16 protein-coding genes are annotated in these 20,334 nt (G+C 57.0%); 9 read left to right on the forward strand and 7 right to left on the reverse strand.

Features of this window, described 5'->3' with window-relative positions; translation table 11 throughout:
• Positions 1-43: 43 nt before the first annotated feature.
• From FQB27_RS09375 to FQB27_RS09395, 5 genes are all read right to left on the reverse strand, one after another.
• Positions 44-433, reverse strand: a complete 390-nt coding sequence (locus FQB27_RS09375) for a hypothetical protein (protein WP_169560755.1) — start codon at positions 431-433, stop codon at positions 44-46.
• A 47-nt stretch (positions 434-480) separates the two neighbouring features.
• Positions 481-1,125: a hypothetical protein gene (locus FQB27_RS09380; RefSeq protein ID WP_169560756.1), complete on the reverse strand. Its 645-nt coding sequence runs from the start codon at positions 1,123-1,125 to the stop codon at positions 481-483.
• Between the two features lie 157 nt (positions 1,126-1,282).
• A complete protein-coding gene (locus FQB27_RS09385; RefSeq protein WP_169560757.1) occupies positions 1,283-2,032 on the reverse strand; it encodes a hypothetical protein in 750 nt (249 codons plus the stop codon).
• Between the two features lie 343 nt (positions 2,033-2,375).
• Positions 2,376-3,371 (reverse strand): GlxA family transcriptional regulator, encoded by a 996-nt coding sequence (locus FQB27_RS09390; RefSeq protein WP_206374487.1) that lies wholly within the window; start codon positions 3,369-3,371, stop codon positions 2,376-2,378.
• A gap of 59 nt (positions 3,372-3,430) precedes the next feature.
• Positions 3,431-5,125 (reverse strand): formate--tetrahydrofolate ligase, encoded by a 1,695-nt coding sequence (locus FQB27_RS09395; RefSeq protein WP_169560758.1) that lies wholly within the window; start codon positions 5,123-5,125, stop codon positions 3,431-3,433.
• A gap of 305 nt (positions 5,126-5,430) precedes the next feature.
• Here FQB27_RS09395 and FQB27_RS09400 point away from each other — a divergent pair, with 305 nt between their 5' ends.
• The 5 genes from FQB27_RS09400 (at position 5,431) to FQB27_RS09420 (ending at position 12,092) form a co-directional block, all read left to right on the forward strand.
• Positions 5,431-6,681, forward strand: coding sequence for a sarcosine oxidase subunit beta family protein (locus FQB27_RS09400; RefSeq protein ID WP_169560759.1), 1,251 nt, complete (start codon positions 5,431-5,433; stop codon positions 6,679-6,681).
• A gap of 11 nt (positions 6,682-6,692) precedes the next feature.
• Positions 6,693-6,992, forward strand: coding sequence for a sarcosine oxidase subunit delta (locus tag FQB27_RS09405; protein ID WP_169560760.1), 300 nt, complete (start codon positions 6,693-6,695; stop codon positions 6,990-6,992).
• Positions 6,989-10,012 (forward strand): sarcosine oxidase subunit alpha, encoded by a 3,024-nt coding sequence (locus tag FQB27_RS09410; protein ID WP_169560761.1) that lies wholly within the window; start codon positions 6,989-6,991, stop codon positions 10,010-10,012. The genes FQB27_RS09405 and FQB27_RS09410 overlap by 4 nt, the downstream gene beginning before the upstream one ends.
• Positions 9,999-10,583: a sarcosine oxidase subunit gamma gene (locus tag FQB27_RS09415; protein WP_169560762.1), complete on the forward strand. Its 585-nt coding sequence runs from the start codon at positions 9,999-10,001 to the stop codon at positions 10,581-10,583. Before FQB27_RS09410 ends, FQB27_RS09415 begins: the two co-directional genes overlap by 14 nt.
• 141 nt (positions 10,584-10,724) lie before the next feature.
• The gene (locus tag FQB27_RS09420) at positions 10,725-12,092 is read left to right on the forward strand and encodes a glutamine synthetase family protein (protein WP_169560763.1); all 1,368 of its coding nucleotides are present in this window, start codon (positions 10,725-10,727) and stop codon (positions 12,090-12,092) included.
• An 86-nt stretch (positions 12,093-12,178) separates the two neighbouring features.
• Here the strand turns inward: FQB27_RS09420 and FQB27_RS09425 are convergent, their stop codons facing one another.
• Positions 12,179-12,934 carry a DeoR/GlpR family DNA-binding transcription regulator gene (locus FQB27_RS09425; protein WP_277346042.1) on the reverse strand — a complete coding sequence of 252 codons (756 nt, stop codon included), beginning with the start codon at positions 12,932-12,934 and terminating at the stop codon, positions 12,179-12,181.
• Between the two features lie 273 nt (positions 12,935-13,207).
• On the opposite strand from FQB27_RS09425, the gene FQB27_RS09430 reads away from it, so the two are divergent.
• The 4 genes from FQB27_RS09430 to FQB27_RS09445 all read left to right on the forward strand — a co-directional run bounded on the left by FQB27_RS09430 (position 13,208) and on the right by FQB27_RS09445 (position 19,223).
• Positions 13,208-14,599 carry an aldehyde dehydrogenase family protein gene (locus tag FQB27_RS09430; protein WP_169560765.1) on the forward strand — a complete coding sequence of 464 codons (1,392 nt, stop codon included), beginning with the start codon at positions 13,208-13,210 and terminating at the stop codon, positions 14,597-14,599.
• A gap of 9 nt (positions 14,600-14,608) precedes the next feature.
• The gene (locus tag FQB27_RS09435) at positions 14,609-15,787 is read left to right on the forward strand and encodes an iron-containing alcohol dehydrogenase (protein ID WP_169560766.1); all 1,179 of its coding nucleotides are present in this window, start codon (positions 14,609-14,611) and stop codon (positions 15,785-15,787) included.
• Between the two features lie 148 nt (positions 15,788-15,935).
• Complete coding sequence (locus FQB27_RS09440) at positions 15,936-16,700, forward strand: DeoR/GlpR family DNA-binding transcription regulator (RefSeq protein ID WP_169560767.1); 765 nt, start codon at positions 15,936-15,938, stop codon at positions 16,698-16,700.
• 72 nt (positions 16,701-16,772) lie between these two features.
• Complete coding sequence (locus FQB27_RS09445) at positions 16,773-19,223, forward strand: GcvT family protein (protein ID WP_169560768.1); 2,451 nt, start codon at positions 16,773-16,775, stop codon at positions 19,221-19,223.
• Between the two features lie 84 nt (positions 19,224-19,307).
• On the opposite strand, the gene FQB27_RS09450 is transcribed toward FQB27_RS09445, so the two are convergent.
• Complete coding sequence (locus FQB27_RS09450) at positions 19,308-20,171, reverse strand: LysR substrate-binding domain-containing protein (RefSeq protein WP_169560769.1); 864 nt, start codon at positions 20,169-20,171, stop codon at positions 19,308-19,310.
• Between the last annotated feature and the right edge of the window lie 163 nt (positions 20,172-20,334).

Here is a 20,334-nt window from a genome sequence, read left to right on the forward strand (position 1 = left end):
GAGTATTTAAACATGCTGAGGATCGCTGCTAGGGAGTGTGAATTCACTCTAATTTAAAAGTGCAATGTCCGGTTTCTTCATCTAGGTAGGTAACCTTCCATTTTTGGTTACGTCGTTTTTTGGGGTGCCAGGGGTCGGCCTCTTTATAGCCTCTTTCAGGGCTGCCGGTTACAATGACCATATCCACATTGCCATTGAAGTCGGAGAGTGCTCGTTGCAAATGTTTGGTACGCTTTTTGTTCCCGGACTTGCGCCCCCATTCTTCATGTGGGGCACCAAATAGCTTGGAGTCAAAGGTCAGTACATTATCTATTTTCTTTATTTCTTGTTGCCAAACAGCTACGCAGATTCCATCGTCTTTCTCAGCGCTCCAGTCTTGGCGAGGCGAAATAAGATCGTATCCTAATTTTTTGAATGCTTCTGTATACGTCATGATTTTTTCCTTGCTAAGTAGTGCTTAAAATAATTGGTTTGTTTAACTTAAAGTTTGCCCAATAAGTTCTTTACTTCTTTCATGCACTCGACTGCTTGAAGTTTGGGGCAGTTGATGGAAAGGTGGTGGCAATAGATTGCGGGAATGCCCTGCCACTCGCCACGACCGAAAGTCATGTGGTTTTGTTTATGTTCAAATTTGCAATCTTGCCATTCTATATTGAACGCTTGAGAAGCCTTGTCTCCGAAAATGAGGATTGCTTTTGGTGATTGCGCCATTAATAAGCGTTTGTTCCAATTTAGAGAAAAATCTCGCCAGACCTTTCTGGGGCCAGTCTTCGGGTGCTCCCACATGCGAGCTTCCTGAGTGGGGGCAGAGGGGAAAATTGCGGCATGGGCAACTGTTCTTTCGAACAGTGTTTTTCGCAATCCCGCTTGAGCCATATATTTTCTTAGTATTTGGCCAAATCTATATGTATCGTTGAGGTAAAGAAGTTGGCTTGGTGCCTCGCGTTGAATGGATTTGTCTTCGCCGCCACCTTGAAATGTTATGAGTGCTAGGTCCGGGGTATCGGCAAGGGGGGCATATAGGGGATTTAGTCCATGTTGTACGACGCTTGCGAGTTCTTTATCCTCTAACATTTTTCCAACTTCTGCATACAGTTCCTCGGATAAAACGGTGAGCTTGGTCATGATCGTTTCCTTTAGGTATAGTTGTAGGTGCTTTGAAGAAGCTGTTCTCTAAAGCTTTTGAGAAAATACATTTTGAAATTGATTGATATGGGTGCGCTAAGCCTTTGTAGGCTCAAGGTGATCTGGCTACTGTTGAGTGTTCAGTGTTCCCGTGAAACTAATTTTTTGTTGCCTCAGGTCGTTTCAGTTTTAGGTATTCTGAAAACTGTAAAGATGGCCTTTCGTGTTTGTTTTCCGGTGAGGTGTATGGTGTGTCTATATCAATCCCGGCATGTATTAGAATGAGAATGCAATCATCGTCTCGGAGGGCGGAGGTATCGGAAAAATTCTGCTCTGTTCCAAAGGGGTGGTGGTTGCGAATATATTTGGCTTTTATCCACTCCGTCTTTTGAAATTTACATTCGAGGTCGTTCCATGCGTTCCGGTTGGTTCCTCCAGCAACTTCGTTTGCAAAATGAGAAGGGGAGAATTTCTGTTCGTTTACAAAAAGAGAGCCGTGACGAACTGTTGCAAGATCTAAGTCTAAATTTTTGTGTTTACCTTTATAGCGGGAGCGGACAAGTGTGCCGTTAGGAAGCCATGCACTTCCCCACCACATGCCCTCCCCGTATCGTCCCCAATAACTTTCCCAATCCGCTTTCATAAGTGCAAATTTATGCGGGGTGATGCCGAAAAGAGTAATGCTATCCTCATGTTGAAATTGGTTTGAAAGGTGTTCCGCAAGCACGTCATATATATATGCGGCTGGGCTAATTTTTCCCTCTGACAGATGGAAAATCGCGGCGCATTGATCTATGTGCACAGGTATGCTTACAAATTCAGACGGGTTTTTGGGTAGTCTTTCGACGATCCCTTCTTCTGAGTGCAGGCTTGTGTGCGAGAAAAAGTCAAATTTCAATACAGACATGAATGTTTTCCCTAGTGTTGTTTTGCAACAATAGCATGAGAATTTTCTTATGTAAATGCGAAAATAGTAAAAAAATTTCCGTTTTGAGTAATTCGCTCAGATTGCGCGCCTTTAGGGGGGGGCTCTTAAAAAACCTCAACTACGGCAGTATGCAAAGTTTCGACCTTTGAAAGTCGAGGTGGTGACTATATTTTTTTCTCAGTCAATATTGTGCGGTTGCGTCGTTCCGTTGAAAAAAACAAGGCTAGATATAGGTGGAAAAGGGGGATAGCTCTAAAATATGGTTTCTGTGTTATCAGTTTTCGGCAGTGATATTCAGAATGCTAGTCTTTACGGCTGATCGTCAGGTGCGGACCCGGCGTTCCTCGCTGGGGGTATGGCCGAAATGTTCGCGGTGGCATTTTGAAAAATGCGATGCGGATACAAAACCGCAGGCCAGCGCCACCTCGATAATGGGCAGGCTGGTCTGGGTCAGAAGATACCGCGCCCGATCCAGCCGCAATTTCAGGTAATAGCGGGTGGGGGAGCGTTTCAGGTATTTCTGGAACAGGCGCTCCAGTTGCCGGGTCGACAGGCCCACTTCCGTTGCAAGGTCACTGCAACTGAGGGGGTCTTCCAGATTGTCTTCCATACAGGAAATGGCGGCCAGAAGTTTGGGGTGGGAAATTCCCAGCCGGGCCCTCAGTTCCATGCGCTGGCGTTCCGACCCGTCGCGAATACGGTGATGGATCAACTGGTCGGCAACGGCAAGGGCCGCTTCATGATCGATCTGGCTGGAAATCAGCGACAGCATCATATCAAGGGACGCTGTTCCCCCGGCGCAGGTATACCGGTTGCCATCAATCTCGAACAGTTCCGTGGTAATCTCCAGATCGGGGAAATCCTCGCGGAAACCGGATGTGTTTTCCCAGTGGATGGTGCAGCGATGCCCGTCCAGCATGCCCGCCCGGGCCAGCACGTAAGAGCCTGTGCAGATCGCACCGATATCGGCGCCATAGGATGCGGCCTTCCTGAGTGCGGTCATCACTTCCGGGGTGCAGCGGGCCTGGATGTCCAGTCCCCCGCACAGAAAGACAATGCTGTGTTTCGGCATATCCGAAAAGCTGCCAGCCACCGGGATTTCCAGCCCGGCGCTGCTGCGGGCCGGGGCACCGTCTTCCGAATAGCATTTCCAGTCATAGATCTGCCGCCCGGCTGTGCGGTTGGCCAGACGCAACGGTTCAATCGCCGAGATAAAGGCAAGTGACGAGAAGTCGGGGACCAGACAAAAACCGATACTATATTGTGCTGTTGCCCCTTCCATCTTGTCGAAGGAAAGGGTTGTGCCTGAACTGTTCATACGCCAAACGCTACTCAAGTTTCATTTTTTCAGCAACGGTTTTCCGTGCTCCCTCCGGGCTAGAACAATCCGATGATCTGCCCGTTTTCAGTCACATCAATCTGCGTCGCTGCCGGGATGCGCGGGAGCCCCGGCATGGTCATGATATCCCCGCAGATGACAACGACGAACTCGGCCCCGGCGGCGACCCGAACCTCGCGGATGGGAACCACATGATGGCTGGGGGCGCCTCTCAGGGTGGGGTCCGTCGAAAAGCTGTACTGGGTTTTGGCAATACAGACCGGATAATGGCCGAAGCCCTGTTCCTGAAGTTCCCGGAACTGGTTCTCCACCTTCTGGTCGGCGATGATGTCATCGGCGGCATAAATTTTGGTGGCAACGGTTTTAACCTTCTCCCAAAGCGGGGTTTCATCCTCATATAGCAGAGAGATCGGTCTTGCCGGTTTTTCCAGTTGGCTGACAACCGTCCGGGCAAGGACCTCGGCCCCGGCGCTGCCCTTGCCCCAGTGGTCGCACAGCACTGCCTTGACGCCGTGGCTGGCGCAAATTTCCTGTACGGCCTCAATTTCCGCGGTGGTATCTGTTGAAAAGCGGTTGATGGCAACCACAACGGGCAGGTCGAACTTGTGCAGGTTGTCAATGTGGCGGGTCAGGTTTCTGGACCCCATCTGGACGGCGGCCACATCTTCCCGGCCAAGGTCCTGCTTGGCAACGCCGCCATGCATCTTGAGGGCGCGAACCGTGGCGACAACAACGGCGGCCTCCGGGTTCAGGTCCGCCTTGCGGCACTTGATATCAAGAAACTTCTCGGCGCCCAGATCGGCTCCGAAGCCCGCCTCGGTCACCACATAATCGGCCAGTTTCAGGGCGGTGCGGGTGGCCAGAACGGAATTGCAGCCATGGGCGATATTGGCAAAGGGGCCGCCATGGACAAGGGCTGGATTGTTTTCAAGGGTCTGGACAAGGTTCGGCTGGAAGGCATCCTTCAGGACCGCCGCCATGGCACCGTGGGCGTCAAGATCGCGGGCGTGGATGGGTTTGCGGTCGCGGGTAAAGCCGACAATAATATTGCCGAGCCGCTTTTTCAGGTCTTTCATATCCGTGGCCAGGCAGAAAATGGCCATGACTTCCGAGGCGACGGTAATGTCGAAATGGTCTTCCCGCGGGAAACCGTTGCTGACACCGCCCATGCTGTTGACGATATATCGGAGCGCTCGGTCATTCATGTCCACCACGCGCCGCCAGGTGATCCGCCGTTCATCCAGCCCCAGTTCATTGCCCCAATAGATATGGTTGTCGATCATGGCGGCCAGAAGGTTGTTGGCCACACCGATGGCATGAAAGTCGCCGGTGAAATGCAGGTTGATGTCGGTCATGGGGACGACCTGGGCGTAGCCACCCCCGGCGGCACCGCCCTTCATGCCAAAACAGGGCCCAAGCGAAGGTTCCCGCAGGCAGATCATGGCCTTCTTGCCAATCCGGTTGAGGGCGTCTCCAAGGCCAACGGTGGTGGTTGTCTTGCCTTCGCCCGCCGGGGTCGGGGACATGGCCGTAACAAGGATCAGTTTGCCATCGGGCCGGTCTGCAAGCCGTTCAATGTAATCCAGCGAGATTTTCGTCTTGTAGTGGCCAAAGGGCTCAAGATTGTCCTCCTCAATTCCCAGTCGCTCCTTTGCCAGGGGCAGGATTTTTTCCATGCTGGCGGCATTGGCGATCTCAATATCGGTTTTGGGAGTGGTATGTTGGTCGGTCATTCTGTCGGCCCGTTGTCTATGCCCGTTTCCGGTATGAAGGAGTGAGGTGCACGGGACCTGTCCCGGACCTCCTTGAATATTAACAAAAATAAAACCGACGGGGGATTGGGATCACCCGCCATTCTGCAGGGGACACTAAATCCTCCGGCCTCGGTTGAACAGGGATAATCTGCTTTCAGCAGGGGCGGCGTGTCGGATTTTTGGTGCAATATGGCGGATCGGTGTTTTTGTCCTTGCGGGTGTCGTATCACCATCCATAATGTAGAAAAACATCACGCAGGGTGAGAAACGGGAAACGGAAAAGAATGGCGAAATATTCTATTTTTTCCATCGCACGCAACGCCTTCAGTCATCATCGGAACTGGCCGCGTCAATGGCGCAGCCCCGACCCGAAGCCGGATTATGATGTGATCATCGTCGGCGGCGGCGGGCATGGGCTGGCAACAGCCTATTATCTGGTGAAGGAACATGGCATCACCAATGTGGCGGTGCTGGAAAAAGGCTGGCTTGGCGGGGGGAATACGGCCCGCAACACGACCATTGTCCGTTCCAACTATCTGTGGGATGAAAGTGCGGCCCTCTATGAAAAGTCCCTGCAGCTTTGGGAAGGCCTGTCACAGGATATCAATTATAATGTGATGCTCAGCCAGCGGGGGGTGCTCAATCTGGCCCATAGCCTTGGCGATGTGCGTGAAGGTCGCCGCCGGGTCAATGCGAACCGCCTGAACGGGGTCGATGCGGAATGGCTGGATGAGGAACAGGTCAAGGACTTTTGCCCGATCATCAATATTTCCCGGTCGGCCCGCTATCCGGTGCTGGGGGCCACCTTGCAGCGGCGCGGCGGCGTTGCCCGTCATGACAGTGTGGCATGGGGCTATGCCCGGGCCGCGGATGCGCGCGGGGTGGATATTATCCAGAATTGCGAGGTGACGGGCATTCGCCGTGACGGCGACACTGTCACCGGGGTCGAGACAAGCCGCGGCTTTATCGGCGCCCGCAAGGTGGCGCTGGTCACGGCCGGGCACAGTTCCGTTGTCGCCGCCATGGCCGGTCTGCGCCTGCCGATCGACAGTCACCCCCTGCAGGCGCTGGTATCCGAACCCATCAAGCCGGTGATCGACTGTGTGGTCATGTCGGGGGCGGTGCATGTTTATGTCAGCCAGTCCGACAAGGGGGAACTGGTGATGGGGGCGGGCATTGACAGTTTTAATTCCTACGGCCAGCGGGGCAGCTTTCACGTGATCGAGCATCAGCTTGGCGCCTGTCTGGAGCTGTTCCCCATTTTCAGCCGGGTTCGCATGATGCGAAGCTGGGGCGGCATCGTGGATACCTGCCCGGATGCGTCACCTATAATTTCAAAAACACCGGTTAAAGGTCTTTATATCAATGGTGGCTGGGGAACCGGCGGGTTCAAGGCAACCCCCGGATCGGGGTGGTGCTTTGCCCATACGGTGGCGCGGGACGAACCCCATGCCCTGAATGCCCCGTTCAGTCTGGACCGGTTTACCAGCGGGGCGCTGATCGATGAACATGGCGCCGCTGGCGTCGCCCACTAGAAGGAGGGGACATGCTCAAGATTGAATGCCCCTGGTGTGGGCCGCGACATGAAACGGAATTCCGCTATGGCGGGGAGGCCCACCGGGTTCGCCCTGAAAAGCCGGACAGCCTGACGGATGAGGCATGGGCGGCGTTTCTGTTCATGCGAACCAATACCAAGGGCGCCTTTGCCGAGCGGTGGTGCCATGTGAACGGCTGTCGGCGCTGGTTCAATGTGTTGCGCCATACGGTCAGTCACGAAATTCTGGCGGTTTATGCCATGGGCGAGGTGCCACCGGTTCCGGGCGCCCGGAAGGAGGGCGGCCAATGAGCATGTTGAACCGCACGGCCAGCGGCGGCAGCGTCGATCGGTCGAAACCGCTGAATTTTACCTTCAATGGTCAATCCTATCGGGGATTTGAGGGGGATACACTGGCCTCGGCCCTGTTGGCCAACGGGGTCCATCTGGTGGGGCGCAGTTTCAAGTATCACCGCCCGCGCGGTATTGTCGCCGCCGGGGCGGAGGAGCCGGGCGCATTGGTGCAATTGGAAACGGCAGAACATACGGAACCCAATATCCGGGCCACGCAGATCGAGCTGTATGAGGGGCTGGTCGCCAGCAGCGTGAATGTGTGGCCCAGCGTGGATTTCGATGTCAGTGCCATCAACGGCCTGTTTGCCAAGCTGTTCACCGCCGGGTTTTACAACAAGACCTTCATGTGGCCCCGGTCCTTCTGGATGCGGCTGTATGAGCCGGTGATCCGCCGGGCCGCCGGATGGGGGCGGGCGCCGACAACCTCGGATCCCGATTTGTATGACCACATGCATGACCACCCGGATGTGCTGGTGATCGGTGCAGGGCCGGCGGGCTTGTCAGCCGCGGTCGAGGCGGGCCGGGCCGGGGCGCGGGTGGTTCTGGTGGATGAACAGGCGGAGCCGGGCGGCAGCCTTTTGACGCTGGAGCGCGAGATTGACGGCCAACCGGGCCGGGACTGGGTGCAGGACCGCATCGCCGAACTGGAGGCCATGCCGGATGTGCGCATTTTGTCCCGGACGGTTCTGTTTGGCTATTACGATCATAACTATCTGGTGGCGGTAGAGCGGAAAACCGATCATCTGCCGGTCATGAAACGGCCGGGCCGGATACGGCAGCGCACCTGGCATTTTCGGGCCGGGCATGTGGTGCTGGCCACAGGCGCCCATGAACGGCCGCTGGTCTTTGCCGACAACGACCGGCCGGGGATCATGCTGGCGGGCAGTGTGCTGACCTATCTGAACCGATATGGTGTGTTTCCGGGCAAGGAAGTGGTGCTGTTCACCAATAATGACGGGGCCTATGAAACTGCGCTGGCCCTGCACGAACAGCGCCTGAAGGTTGCGGCGGTGGTGGATGTCCGGCATCAGGTCACCGGGGCCTTGCCTGCCCGTGTGCGGGCATTGGGGATCCCTGTCTTTGCCGGGCATGCCCTGTCAGCGACGCGGGGCGGGAAGCGGGTCTCCGCGGTCGAGGTTCGGCCGGTTCAGCAGGGGGCCGGAAAACTGACCGGTGCCGGTCGCTGGATCAATTGCGATCTTGTGGCCATGTCCGGCGGTTGGAGCCCGGTTGTTCATCTGTTCAGTCAGTCGCAGGGGCGGCTGGAATTTGACGCGGGAAAAAGCGCTTTTGTCCCGGCCCATGCGGTGCCGGCGCAAACGGTTGCCGGGGCGGCCAATGGCGATTTCCTGTTGAAAGACTGCCTTCTGGCCGGTCGGGAAGCTGGGCGGAACGGGGTTCTGGCCGCAGGCCTGAAGCCAAAACGCCGGAAACCCGCCGCAGCGGTCCATGAGCCGGAAACCGCGCCCATGGAGCCTGTCTGGCTGGTGCCGGGGCGCGAGCCTGTGGGGGTCGGGAAGGCCAAGCATTTTGTCGATTTGCAGAATGACACCACGGCGGCGGATATCGCGCTTGCCACACGTGAGGGGTTTGAAAGTTCCGAACATGTGAAGCGATACACCCTGACCGGTTTCGGCACGGATCAGGGCAAGACATCGAACATTAACGCGCTGGGAATTCTGTCCGGTCTGCTGGACAGGCCCCTAGGGGAGATCGGCACCACCACCTTTCGCCCGCCCTACACGCCGGTGGCCTATGGGGCGCTGGCGGGGCGGAATATCGGGCGCTGGTCCGATCCGGTCCGCACCACATCCATCCACCCGTGGCATGAGGGGAACGGCGCCCGGTTCGAGACGGTGGGGCAATGGCATCGCCCGTGGTATTACCCGAAAAACGGCGAGAACCTGCAGGCGGCCGTAAACCGGGAATGCCTTGCGGTGCGAAACGGTGTCGGGGTGCTGGATGCGTCCACCTTGGGGAAAATCGATATTCGGGGGCCGGATGCGGCGGAATTCCTGAACCGGGTTTATACGAACGCATGGTCGAAGCTGGGCGTGGGGCGCATTCGGTATGGCCTCATGTGCCGCGAGGATGGCATGGTCTTTGACGATGGCACCACGGCGCGGCTGGCCCCGGATCATTTCCTCATGACCACGACCACGGGCAACGCCGCCGTGGTTCTGGACTGGCTGGAAGACTATCTGCAAACGGAATGGCCGGACTTGAGGGTGTATTGCACCTCGGTGACCGAGCAATGGGCCACGGTTTCGGTGGCGGGGCCAAAGGCACGGCGGGTCCTTGAAAAACTGGCGCCGGAGATGAAACTCGGTCCGGACGATTTCCCCTTCCTCAGTTTCCAAGAGGGAACCGTTGCCGGTATGGCCGCCCGGATTTTCCGCATCAGTTTTACCGGTGAACTGACCTTTGAAATCAATGTCCCCTGGCATCAGGGCTTGGCGCTCTGGAAGGCCGTGATGGACGCCGGAGAGGAATTTGGCATCACTCCTTACGGAACCGAGACCATGCATGTCCTGAGGGCGGAAAAGGGTTTCATCATTGTCGGGCAGGAAACCGACGGCACCACAACCCCGCAGGATTTGGGGATGGACTGGATTGTGTCAAAGGCAAAGCCGGATTTCATCGGCAAGCGGTCCTTTACCCGATCGGATACAAGCCGCCCGGATCGCAAGCAACTGGTCGGCTTGCTGACGGAGGACCCGGAAACGGTTCTGCCGGAAGGGGCGCAACTGGTGTTTGACCCCCATGCCCCGAAACCCATGCCCATGGTCGGGCATGTCACGTCCAGCTATTACAGCGCGGCGCTGGGACGCAGCATCGCCCTGGCGCTGGTAAAGGGGGGGCAGGACCGGATGGGACAGCATGTTTTTGCCCCGCTGGAAGGGGGGACCGTTACCGCCGTGCTGACATCCCCCGTCTTTTTCGACAAGGAAGGGGAGCGACAAGATGGCGAAATATGAAAACTGGCTGTCTCCGGTTGCCGCACTGGCGCCGTCCTTTCCGCAAGGGCTTGAGGCCTTGCCCTTTTGTGCGCAGGTCAACCTGCGGGGCAATCCCGGCGACCCGGAATTCATGTCTCGTGTTAAGGGAGAGTTGGGGTTTGCGCTGCCGACCGTTCCGAACACGGTGGCCGGCCGGAAGAAATGCCGGGCCTTGTGGCTGGGCCCGGATGAGTGGCTGATCGTTGAAGAAGGAGATGCCCGGTTCCGTGACGCGCCGGAGGGGGCACTGGCGGCGCAGCTGGAACAGGCGCTGGAGGGCCTGCATCACGCCGTCACCGATGTCAGCGCCAACCGTATCCGCCTTGAATTGTCAGGGCCAGAGGTCAGGACCGTTCTGATGAAAAGCTGCGAGCTGGATTGCCACCCGGCTGTATTCAGGCCGGGGCAGGTCGCCCAAACCCTGCTGGCCAAGGCGCAAGTGATCCTGGAGAAACCGGCAGAGGATCGCGTTCACCTTTATGTGCGCAATTCTTTTGCCCTGTATGTGGCGGAATGGCTGGTGGATGCGTTTCGGTACAGCGGTGAATAATCTGTAAATTCTGAAAAAATATCACTTTGGTGATCATAACCCGTTGTATGGGTTGTGATTTTTATGCAATTGTCTAGGTTTGTTTCGCAAAATGACAAAAGCCGCTCCGCCCGGACCGGTGAATAGACAGGGTAGAGGAATATGGATCCAAGGGAAGTCAAAACCGCCGCAGACGCACGGAAAATCATTGAAGAGCGCGGTTTACAGTATGTGAAGGTAGGCCTGTTTGACATTGATGGGGTCATGCGAGGCAAGTATCTGAGCAAATCCAAGTTTCTGGGTATTCTTGAAAAAGGTTTTGGCTTCTGCGACGTGGTGCTCGGCTGGGATGTGAACGACCAGCTGTATGATCAGGAAAGTTACACCGGTTGGGCATCCGGCTATCCCGATGCGCATGTGGTGCCTGTCATCGACAGTTGCCGCGAATTGCCGCTGGAAGACAACATGCTGCTGTTCCTGCTGGAATTTTCGGATCGGGCAGAGACTGTCTGTCCGCGGGGAACCTTGCGCCGCGTTTTGCAGAAGGCGGACAGCATGGGCTACACCGCCACTGCCGCCTGCGAGTACGAATTTTTCCTGTTCAATGAAACACCGAAATCCGTGCGCGAGAAAAACTACCGGGACATGGACATGTTTACCCCGGGCTTCTTTGGGTATTCCATGCTGCGGGCCTCGGTCGAGTCTGACTTTTATCAGCAGTTGATGGATCTCTGTATTGAGATGGACATGGAACTGGAAGGGGTTCATACGGAAACCGGCCCCGGCGTGCTGGAAGCTGCGATTGCCTACGACGAGGCGCTGGCCGCCGCTGACAAGGGCGCCCTGTTCAAGACCTATACCAAAATTCTGGCGCAGCAAAATGACCTGATGGCCACCTTTATGGCCAAGTGGTCCCCGGATTATCCGGGACAAAGCGGACATATTCATCTGTCCCTTGCAGGCAAGAACGGCGAAAGCGTTTTCCACGATCCGTCCCGCCCCGACAGCATGAGCGATGAGATGCGGTATTTCATCGGCGGACAGCAGGCCCTGATGCCGCAGCTTCTGGCGATGGTGTCCCCGACCGTCAACAGCTATACCCGTCTTATTCCGGGTTTCTGGGCCCCGACCGAGGCAAGCTGGGGTGTTGAAAACCGGACCTGTGCCTTGCGGGCCATTCCGGGTGATGCCAGGTCGCAGCGGGTTGAATACCGGATTGCGGCCGCAGACATGAACCCCTATCTGGCCATTGCGGCGGCGCTGGGGTCCGGGCTGTGGGGCATTGAAAACCGGATTGAACCCACCGAAGGCATCAAGGGCAGCGCCTACGACAAGACATTCCCGCCGGAACTGGCCTTGCCCCGTACCTTGTGGGAAGCGGCACAAAGCCTCAAGGCGTCTTCTGCGGCCCGGTCCCTGTTTGGCGATGCCTTTGTGGATCACTTTGCCATGACCCGCGAATGGGAAGAACGCGAGTTCCGGAAGGCCATTACAGACTGGGAACTGCAGCGCTATTTCGAGATTATCTGATCCCGCATCTGCCTGCCAGGGCGCATGACATCAAAGAAAAACCGGCAGTCGCAACTGCCGGTTTTTTTTATGGGAAAGGGAGGCGCTCAGGCGACCTTGATCCTGTCCGGGCCAAGCTGCTCGACAAGGTCCCGGTCCGGCATCTGGTCGGTAATCAGCAAATCCACCTCTGCCAGATCACAGACCTTGACGATACCGGCCCGGCCAAACTTGGTGTGGTCGGCGGTGACAATCACATTCTCTGTTTGTGGAATGACGGCCCGTTTGAATTCGGCTTCTGCCAGATCGAAATCAAGGCAGCCTTTTTGCGCGTGAATGGCTCCCATGGAGATGAAGGCCTTTTGGGTCGTGAACTGACGGGCAAAGGCAACGGCGGCCGGGCCAAAGGCGGAACTGTCGTCGGCACGGATTTCACCGCCCGCCATGAAGACCCGGTTATTGTTGCGCGAACATAGCTCCCGCGCCACTTCGGTGGAGTTGGTGAGGATCGTCAGGTTGCGGTGGGAAATGAGTTCCCGTGCGAAATAGCAGGACGTGCTGCCGTTGTCGATAAACAGCACATCCCCATCCACCACCAGACCGGCAGAGAGTTTTGCGATCCGCTGCTTTTCCTCCCGTTGCTCCTGAAGCCGCCGCAGGAAAGGCGGCTCCTGCGAACTTTGGGGCAGCATGACGCCGCCATGAATTTTTTCGGCTGCCCCGCTCAGGGACAGTTGCCGGATGTCCCGCCGGATGGTTTCATCGGAAACCCCCAGTTTTTCGGCCAGTTCAATAACACTGCAAGATTTTTGGGCCTGCAGGATATTCATAATTTCAAGCTGTCTTTTTGATTGTTTAATCATGTCCCGGACGATCTTTAAAGCCTAGTGATCCATGTCTATTGCATCATTTTTGCTACAGAAATAGGACGGATACAATATGATTTGTGTGGATTTCCAAAATGGGATGACCGGTTTTTGTGGGGGATGGGGCGGCGGACGTCAAAACAGGGTGGAACAAGCACAAAAAAACGGTTGTGGGGGGCATTCAAAAGTGAGTAAATGACACATCTTTATGATGTGCTCACGGCAGGCCCGGTTGAGCCTCAACAGTACCAATCTATGGTGGGAGTATAAATGTCCGAAAGTTTGAAGACCATCAGTCCGGTCGATGGAACCGTCTATGTTGAACGTCCCTATATGGACAGAGTGGAAATTGATGCCGTTCTGGACCGGGCGCAGGCTGCGCAAAAGTCATGGAAAGGCCGCTCGCTGGAGGAACGCGCCGCGATCCTGACCGCCGGTGTCGAGAAATTCGTATCCATGAAGGACCGCATTGCCGAGGAACTGGCATGGCAGATGGGGCGCCCCATCCGGTTCGGTGCAGGCGAGGTTGGTGGGTTTTCAGAACGGGCCACCTACATGATTTCTGCGGCAAAGGACGCGCTGGCCGATATCGCGGTTGGTGAAAAGGAAGGCTTTACCCGCTATATCAAGCGCGAACCGCTTGGTGTGGTCTTTACCATTGCCCCGTGGAATTTCCCGTATATGACAGCGGTGAACTCCATCGTGCCGGCCCTGATGGCGGGGAACGCCGTTATCCTCAAGCATGCCACGCAAACCCATCTGTGCGGCGAGACCATGCGCGATGCCTTTGTTGCGGCGGGATTGCCTGCGGACCTGTTCCAGCTTGTGACCGTGACCCACGGTCTGGCGGCTGATATCATTCAGTCCGGGCGCGTCAATTTTGTGGCCTTTACAGGCTCCGTCCCTGCCGGTGCGGCGATCGAGAAGGCGGCCACAGGCCAGTTTATCGGTGTCGGGTTGGAACTGGGCGGCAAGGACCCGGCCTATGTGCGGAATGATGCCGATGTAGATTATGCGGCGGAAAACCTTGTTGATGGCGCCATGTTCAACTCCGGTCAGTCCTGCTGCGGGATCGAGCGGATTTACGTGCACGAGGACGTGTATGACCGCTTTGTGGAGGCTGTCGTCAAGACAGTAAACGGATACACGCTGGGCTCACCGTTGGATCAGGAAACCACATTGGGGCCGTGCGTCAACGCGGCTGCAGCTGATTTTGTACGCGGACAGGTGCGGGATGCCGTGGCCGCCGGGGGTCGGGCCCTGATCGATCCGGCGACCTTCCCCATGGACAAGGAAGGAACCCCCTATCTGGCGCCGCAGGTGGTTGTGGATGTGGATCATTCCATGCGCCTGATGACCGAGGAAAGTTTCGGTCCCGTTGTTGGCATCATGAAGGTCTCCTCTGACGAGCATGCAATTGAACTGATGAATGACAGTGAGTTTGGTCTGACCGCTTCTGTCTGGACCAGCGACGAGGACGCCGCCGTTCGGATCGGGGACCAGATCGAGACCGGAACCTGGTTTATGAACCGTTGCGACTATCTGGACCCGGCGCTGGCCTGGACCGGCGTCAAGAATTCCGGGCGGGGCTGCACCCTGTCCGTGGTCGGCTATGAAGGCCTGACCCGTCCGAAATCCTATCACCTTCGTACCAAGATTTAAGGTAAGTGAATGACCGTCGATATTAAAAGCCTGAGTGGCAACTGGAACTATCCGACTTCCGTTCGGTTTGGGGTTGGGCGTGCCAATGAAATCGGGGCTGCCTGTAAGGAACTGGGGATGACAAACCCGCTTCTGGTAACCGATCCGGGGTTGGCCGGTCTGCCGATGATCGCCAGCGCCGTTGAAAACTGCAAGGCTGCGGGGCTTGGATGCGCTGTTTTCAGTGATATCAAGCCGAACCCGGTTGGCAAGAATGTTGAGGATGGCGTTGCCGTCTACAAGGCTGGCAACCATGATGGTGTGATCGCCTTTGGCGGTGGCTCCGGTCTGGATGCGGCAAAGGCGATTGCGCTGATGGTGGGGCAGACCCTCCCGCTCTTTGATTTTGAGGATGTGGGCGATAACTGGACCCGCGTCAATGTGGACGGGGTGGCCCCGGTTGTGGCGGTTCCGACCACATCCGGTACCGGTTCTGAAGTGGGGCGGGCCTCTGTCATCACGGACGAGGCCAACCATGTGAAGAAAATCATCTTCCATGCCAGCATGTTGCCGGAAATCGTCGTGGCAGACCCGGAACTGACCCGGGGACTGCCGCCTCATATTACGGCGGCAACCGGTATGGACGCGCTGTCTCACAATCTTGAGGCTTATTGCTCGCCCTTCTTCCATCCGATGGCCGAAGGGATCGCGGTTGAAGGTATTCGTCTGGTCAAGGAATTCCTGCCGGATGCGGTTCGCGATGGCAACGACCTGGTGGCCCGCAGTCAGATGATGGTCGCCTCAACCATGGGCGCAACAGCATTCCAGCGGGGCCTGGGCGGTATGCACGCACTGGCCCATCCGCTGGGTGCCTTATATGACGCGCATCACGGTCTTCTGAATGCGGTTCTGATGCCTTATGTGCTGATCCGCAACCGCGAGGTTATTGCCGATCGTCTGGCCCGCGTCGCCGCCTATATGGGGCTTGAAGATGCCAGCTTTGACGGGTTCCTGGGCTGGGTTCTGGACCTGCGCAAGGAAATCGGTATTCCCAATGATCTCGGCGCGCTCGGGATTGATGATGAAAAGGCGGAACTGGTCGGGAAAATGGCTGTCGAGGATCCGTCCTCCGGCGGCAACCCCATTGCCCTTTCCGCCGAGGAATATACCGAAGTCTTCCTGAATGCGGTCAAGGGGAACCTTGACTGATCGCGAAGATGGATGGCAGGCGGTCTTGTCTGCCTGATCGGAAGGATCGAAACAGGGGTCTGCGTTTTGCGCAGGCCCTTTTTTGTTTTTGCAAGGTTTGCAAAATTTTGCAAAACACCTTACCCTGTTTGCAACAACAGGAGGCCATATGCTGGCAGAAGAGCGGTATTTTTTGATCATGCGGGAACTGTCCCGGTTTGGCGCGGTGACCATTCGCGATTTGAGCGACCGGTTCGGGATGTCGCGGGAAACGGTGCGCCGGGATATTTCCCATTTGGCGGAACAGGGAAAGCTGACCCAGATCAGGGGCGGGGCACTTTCGCCTTCTCGTAAGGAACCGGACCTTGAGGAACGCTTGAAAAGCAGCCCCGAAGGCAAGCGGGCCATTGGCCGCCACGTGGCAGGCCTGATCCCGGACGGGGCGTCGGTTCTGCTGGATTCCGGTTCGACCACCTTGGCAGTGGCAGAGGCCTTGCTGGATCACAAGGACCTTAAAATCCTGACAAATGACATGCGAATCTGTTTGCTTCTGGGGCGGGTGCCCGGCAATGAGGCAGCCCTTCTGGGCGGACGTTTGGCTTCTTTTGAGGACAGCGTTGGCGGTTGGGATACGGTTGACATGCTGTCCCGCTACTCTGTGGATTACGGGGTGATCGGGGTGGCCGCCCTGTCGGCGGAACCGGCGGTAATGACCTTCGATCGGGAGGGGGCGGCCCTCCGCGAGGCCATGATCCGCAGCGCCCGAATTCCGGTCATTGTGGCCGATCACAGCAAGTTTGGCGGGGTTGCAGACTGCCGGATCAGGGGGGCGGAAAAGGTCGCCTATCTGGTGACGGATCAGGCGCCGGGGTCGGACATGCGGGCGGCGCTGGATCGGTTGCCCGCCGAACTGATTGTCACAGAACGGTCTTAACTTCCCTCTCGACATTTTGCAAAATGATGCTAAATGGCAAATATTGCAAAATTCTGATCAGGGAAGACTATCATGACAGAACGGACACTTCCTTCCTCTGCGAAAGTGGTTGTTATCGGCGGCGGCATCGTCGGCTGTTCCATTGCCTATCATCTGACCAAACTGGGATGGACGGATGTTGTCCTGCTGGAGCAGGGCAGCCTCAGTTGCGGCACAACGTGGCACGCTGCCGGGCTTGTAGGGCAGCTTCGTTCGGTGTCCAACATGACCCGCCTGATCAAGTACAGCACCGATCTTTATGCCAGTCTTGAGGCGGAAACGGGTCTTTCCACCGGATGGAAACGGTGCGGATCGGTCGGGGTGGCCCGGACCGATGCCCGCATGACCGTTTTGAAACGCAGTGTGGCCATGGCCCGCAGTCATGGCGTTGAGGCTGAACTGATTTCCCCTGATGAGGCTGGTAAGATATGGCCCCTTATGCGAACCGATGATGTGAAGGGGGCGGTCTGGTTGCCGGGGGATGGCAAGGCCAACCCGACGGACCTGACCCAATCATTGGCGAAAGGCGCGCGGAAGGGCGGGGCGCTGGTTCTTGAAAATATCCGGGTCACCGATGTGAGTGTTGACGCGGGCCGCCCCGTTGCCGTTGAAACCGATCAGGGCCGCATTGCCTGTGAATATGTGGTCAATGCCGCTGGTCAGTGGGCGCGTGACCTTGGCCGCCGGTCCGGTGTGACCATCCCTCTCTATTCCGCGGAACACATGTATATCGTGACCCGACAGATCGACGGTGTACATCCTGACCTGCCGGTGCTGCGCGACCCGGATGGGTATATCTATTGCAAGGAAGAGGTGGGCGGCCTTGTCATGGGCGGGTTCGAGCCAAATGCCAAGCCGTGGGGCATGGAGGGCATCCCGGACAAGTTTGAATTTCAACTGCTGCCCGATGACTGGGACCAGTTTGAAATCCTGATGGAAAATGCCCTGCACCGCATTCCTGCCCTGGAAAATACCGAAGTCCGCCAGTTCGTGAACGGCCCGGAAAGTTTCACGGCGGACGGAAATTACATTCTGGGGGAGGCGCCGGGCCTGTCCAATTACTTCGTGGCGGCCGGGTTCAATTCCATGGGCATCGCGTCGGCGGGCGGGGCAGGGCGGGCCCTTGCCGAATGGATGGTGGAAGGCGAACCGACCATGGACCTGTGGCCCGTTGATATCCGGCGGTTCGGGAATTTTCAGGCCAATGACCGTTGGCTTCGGGACCGAACCATTGAAAGTCTCAGCCTGCATTACGCCATGTCGTGGCCGAAAAAAGAACTGGAAAGCGGGCGGCCCTTACGCCGATCACCGGTCTATTCCCTGCTGAAAGAGCAGAATGCCTGCTTTGGATCAAAAATGGGGTGGGAACGGGCAAATTTCTTTGCAAAAAGCGGTGAAAACCCGGTTATAGAACATTCGTTCCAAAAGCAGAGCTGGTGGGAAGCCGCCCGGCAGGAGCATCTGGCCACCCGCGAGGCGGTGACCGTTTTTGACCAGACCTCCTTCGCCAAGTTCCAGTTGCAGGGCCCGGATGCAGAGGCAGTGTTGCAATATCTATGTGCCAATGATCTGGCCGTTCCTGTGGGACGGACGGTTTATACGGGCATACTGAATGACCGGGGCGGGTATGAAAGTGACCTGACCGTCAGCCGCATCGCCGAGGATTGCTTTTTTCTTGTGACGGGCAGCGGTCAGGCCACCCGCGATTTTGACTGGATCACCCGGAACATGCCGGTTGGCGCACGGGCGGTGCTGACCGATGTGACCTCCGCCTGGGCGGTGTTCGGGGTTATGGGACCGAATTCCCGTGATCTGCTGGCGCGTTTGACCCCGGCGGACCTCTCAAACGAAGGCTTCCCGTTTGGAACGGTTCAGGACATCCCCATGGGATACGCCATGGTGCGGGCCGTGCGCATGACCTATGTGGGGGAGTTGGGGTGGGAGCTGTATGTGCCGACCGAATTTGCCGTGGGGGTCTATGAGGACCTGATGCGGGCGGGCGAGGATCTTGGCATCCGAAATGCCGGATATTTCGCCATGGATAATCTTCGTATTGAAAAGGGGTTCCGGGCATGGGGGCATGAATTGACCCCGGATGTGACCCCGTTCGAAGCCGGGCTTGGTTTTGCCGTCAAGCTGGATAAGGACACTCCGTTCAAGGGGCAGGAGGCGCTGAAACAATTGAAGGGGACGCCCCTGATCCGGCGGCTGGTTTATTTCCTGCTGAAGGATGCGGATGTGCAAATCTGGGGTCGGGAGGGGATCTTGCGAAATGGCGTTCCTGTGGGCGAGATCGAATCCGCCGGATACGGCCACACCCTCTGCGCGTCGGTGGGGCTTGGCTATGTCACCCATGAGGGGGGTGTCACGCGGGACTATCTGACGGACGGTCACTTTCAACTGGATGTGGCGGGGCAGCTTTATGATGTGAAGGCCATGCTGCAAACCCCGTATGATCCACGAGCGGAAAGGGTCCGGCAGTGACCGTTCCCTTTCCTTGGCCTTGACCTTGACCTTAACCCCGCTTCCGTCCCCGTCCGCGTTGTTGATGGGGAGGGGGCAGGGGCGTCAGGCGTCTTCCTGATTGCTGTCAAAAAAGGCGGCCACGCTTCGAAGGGGCAGCTTTTCCTTCAGGCAGACCAGAGATTCGGTCATGCTGGCCGTGCAGTCAGACAGGGTCAGGGGGACAAGACGGGAATCAAACCCGAATTCCGGTTCGCTGACGATGCCAACGCCGATCCCGGCGGCCACGGCCTCGCGCACGGCTTCGCGGCCCTGCACCTCCATGGCCAGATTGACCTTCAGGCCGGCGTCCTGCATGGCAGTTTCCAGATGAGCCCGCGTCTTGGAGCCCCGCTCCCGCAGGACCAGTGGCAGGGCGGACAATTCCCGAAGGGTGAGGGACTGCCGGTCCGCAAGGGGGTGGTCCTTCGAGATAAACGCCACCAGCGGGTCCTGCCGCAGGACAACAGAATGAAAGCGCGGGTCGTCCGGCATATCGGCAACAACCCCGATATCAAAGTGGAAATCCAGCAGACCGGCCCGGATTTCATCGGAGTTTCCCATGCGCAGGCTGACCGTAATGCCGGGATACTGTTGGCGGAACCGGCCGATCAGTGGCACCACATGCAGCGGCGTGTCAGAGGCAATATTGAGGTGCCCTTTTTCAAGCACCTGATTGGCGGATAACAGGTCCACGGCCTGTTTCTCGATATCGAACATGCGCTGGGTATGCTCAAAAAGCTGGCTGCCAAGCTCGGTCAGGCGGACAACCCGCTTGTGACGATGAAACAACAGGACGTTGAAATGCTCCTCCAGCTTCTTGACCTGATCCGACACGGCGGGCTGGGTCAGGCCCAGATGATCTGCGGCTTTCGAAAAGCCGCCGCGAAGGGCGACCGCATGAAAAGCGCGAAATTGCGAGTAGTGCATAAGTCTGGCCTATTAGTAACATAACAATAAAAGTCTGTAATTATGATTAGAGGCAGGTTATCCTCTGGTCAAGGGATTAGGAGGAATCCCGCCGCTCCATCAAATTACATTTATGAAATATGTTGAAATTATGTGGTTTTGGGGCGAGTATTTGTCGGTTCGC

This window comes from Sneathiella chinensis (assembly GCF_012720115.1).
GTDB lineage: Bacteria > Pseudomonadota > Alphaproteobacteria > Sneathiellales > Sneathiellaceae > Sneathiella > Sneathiella chinensis.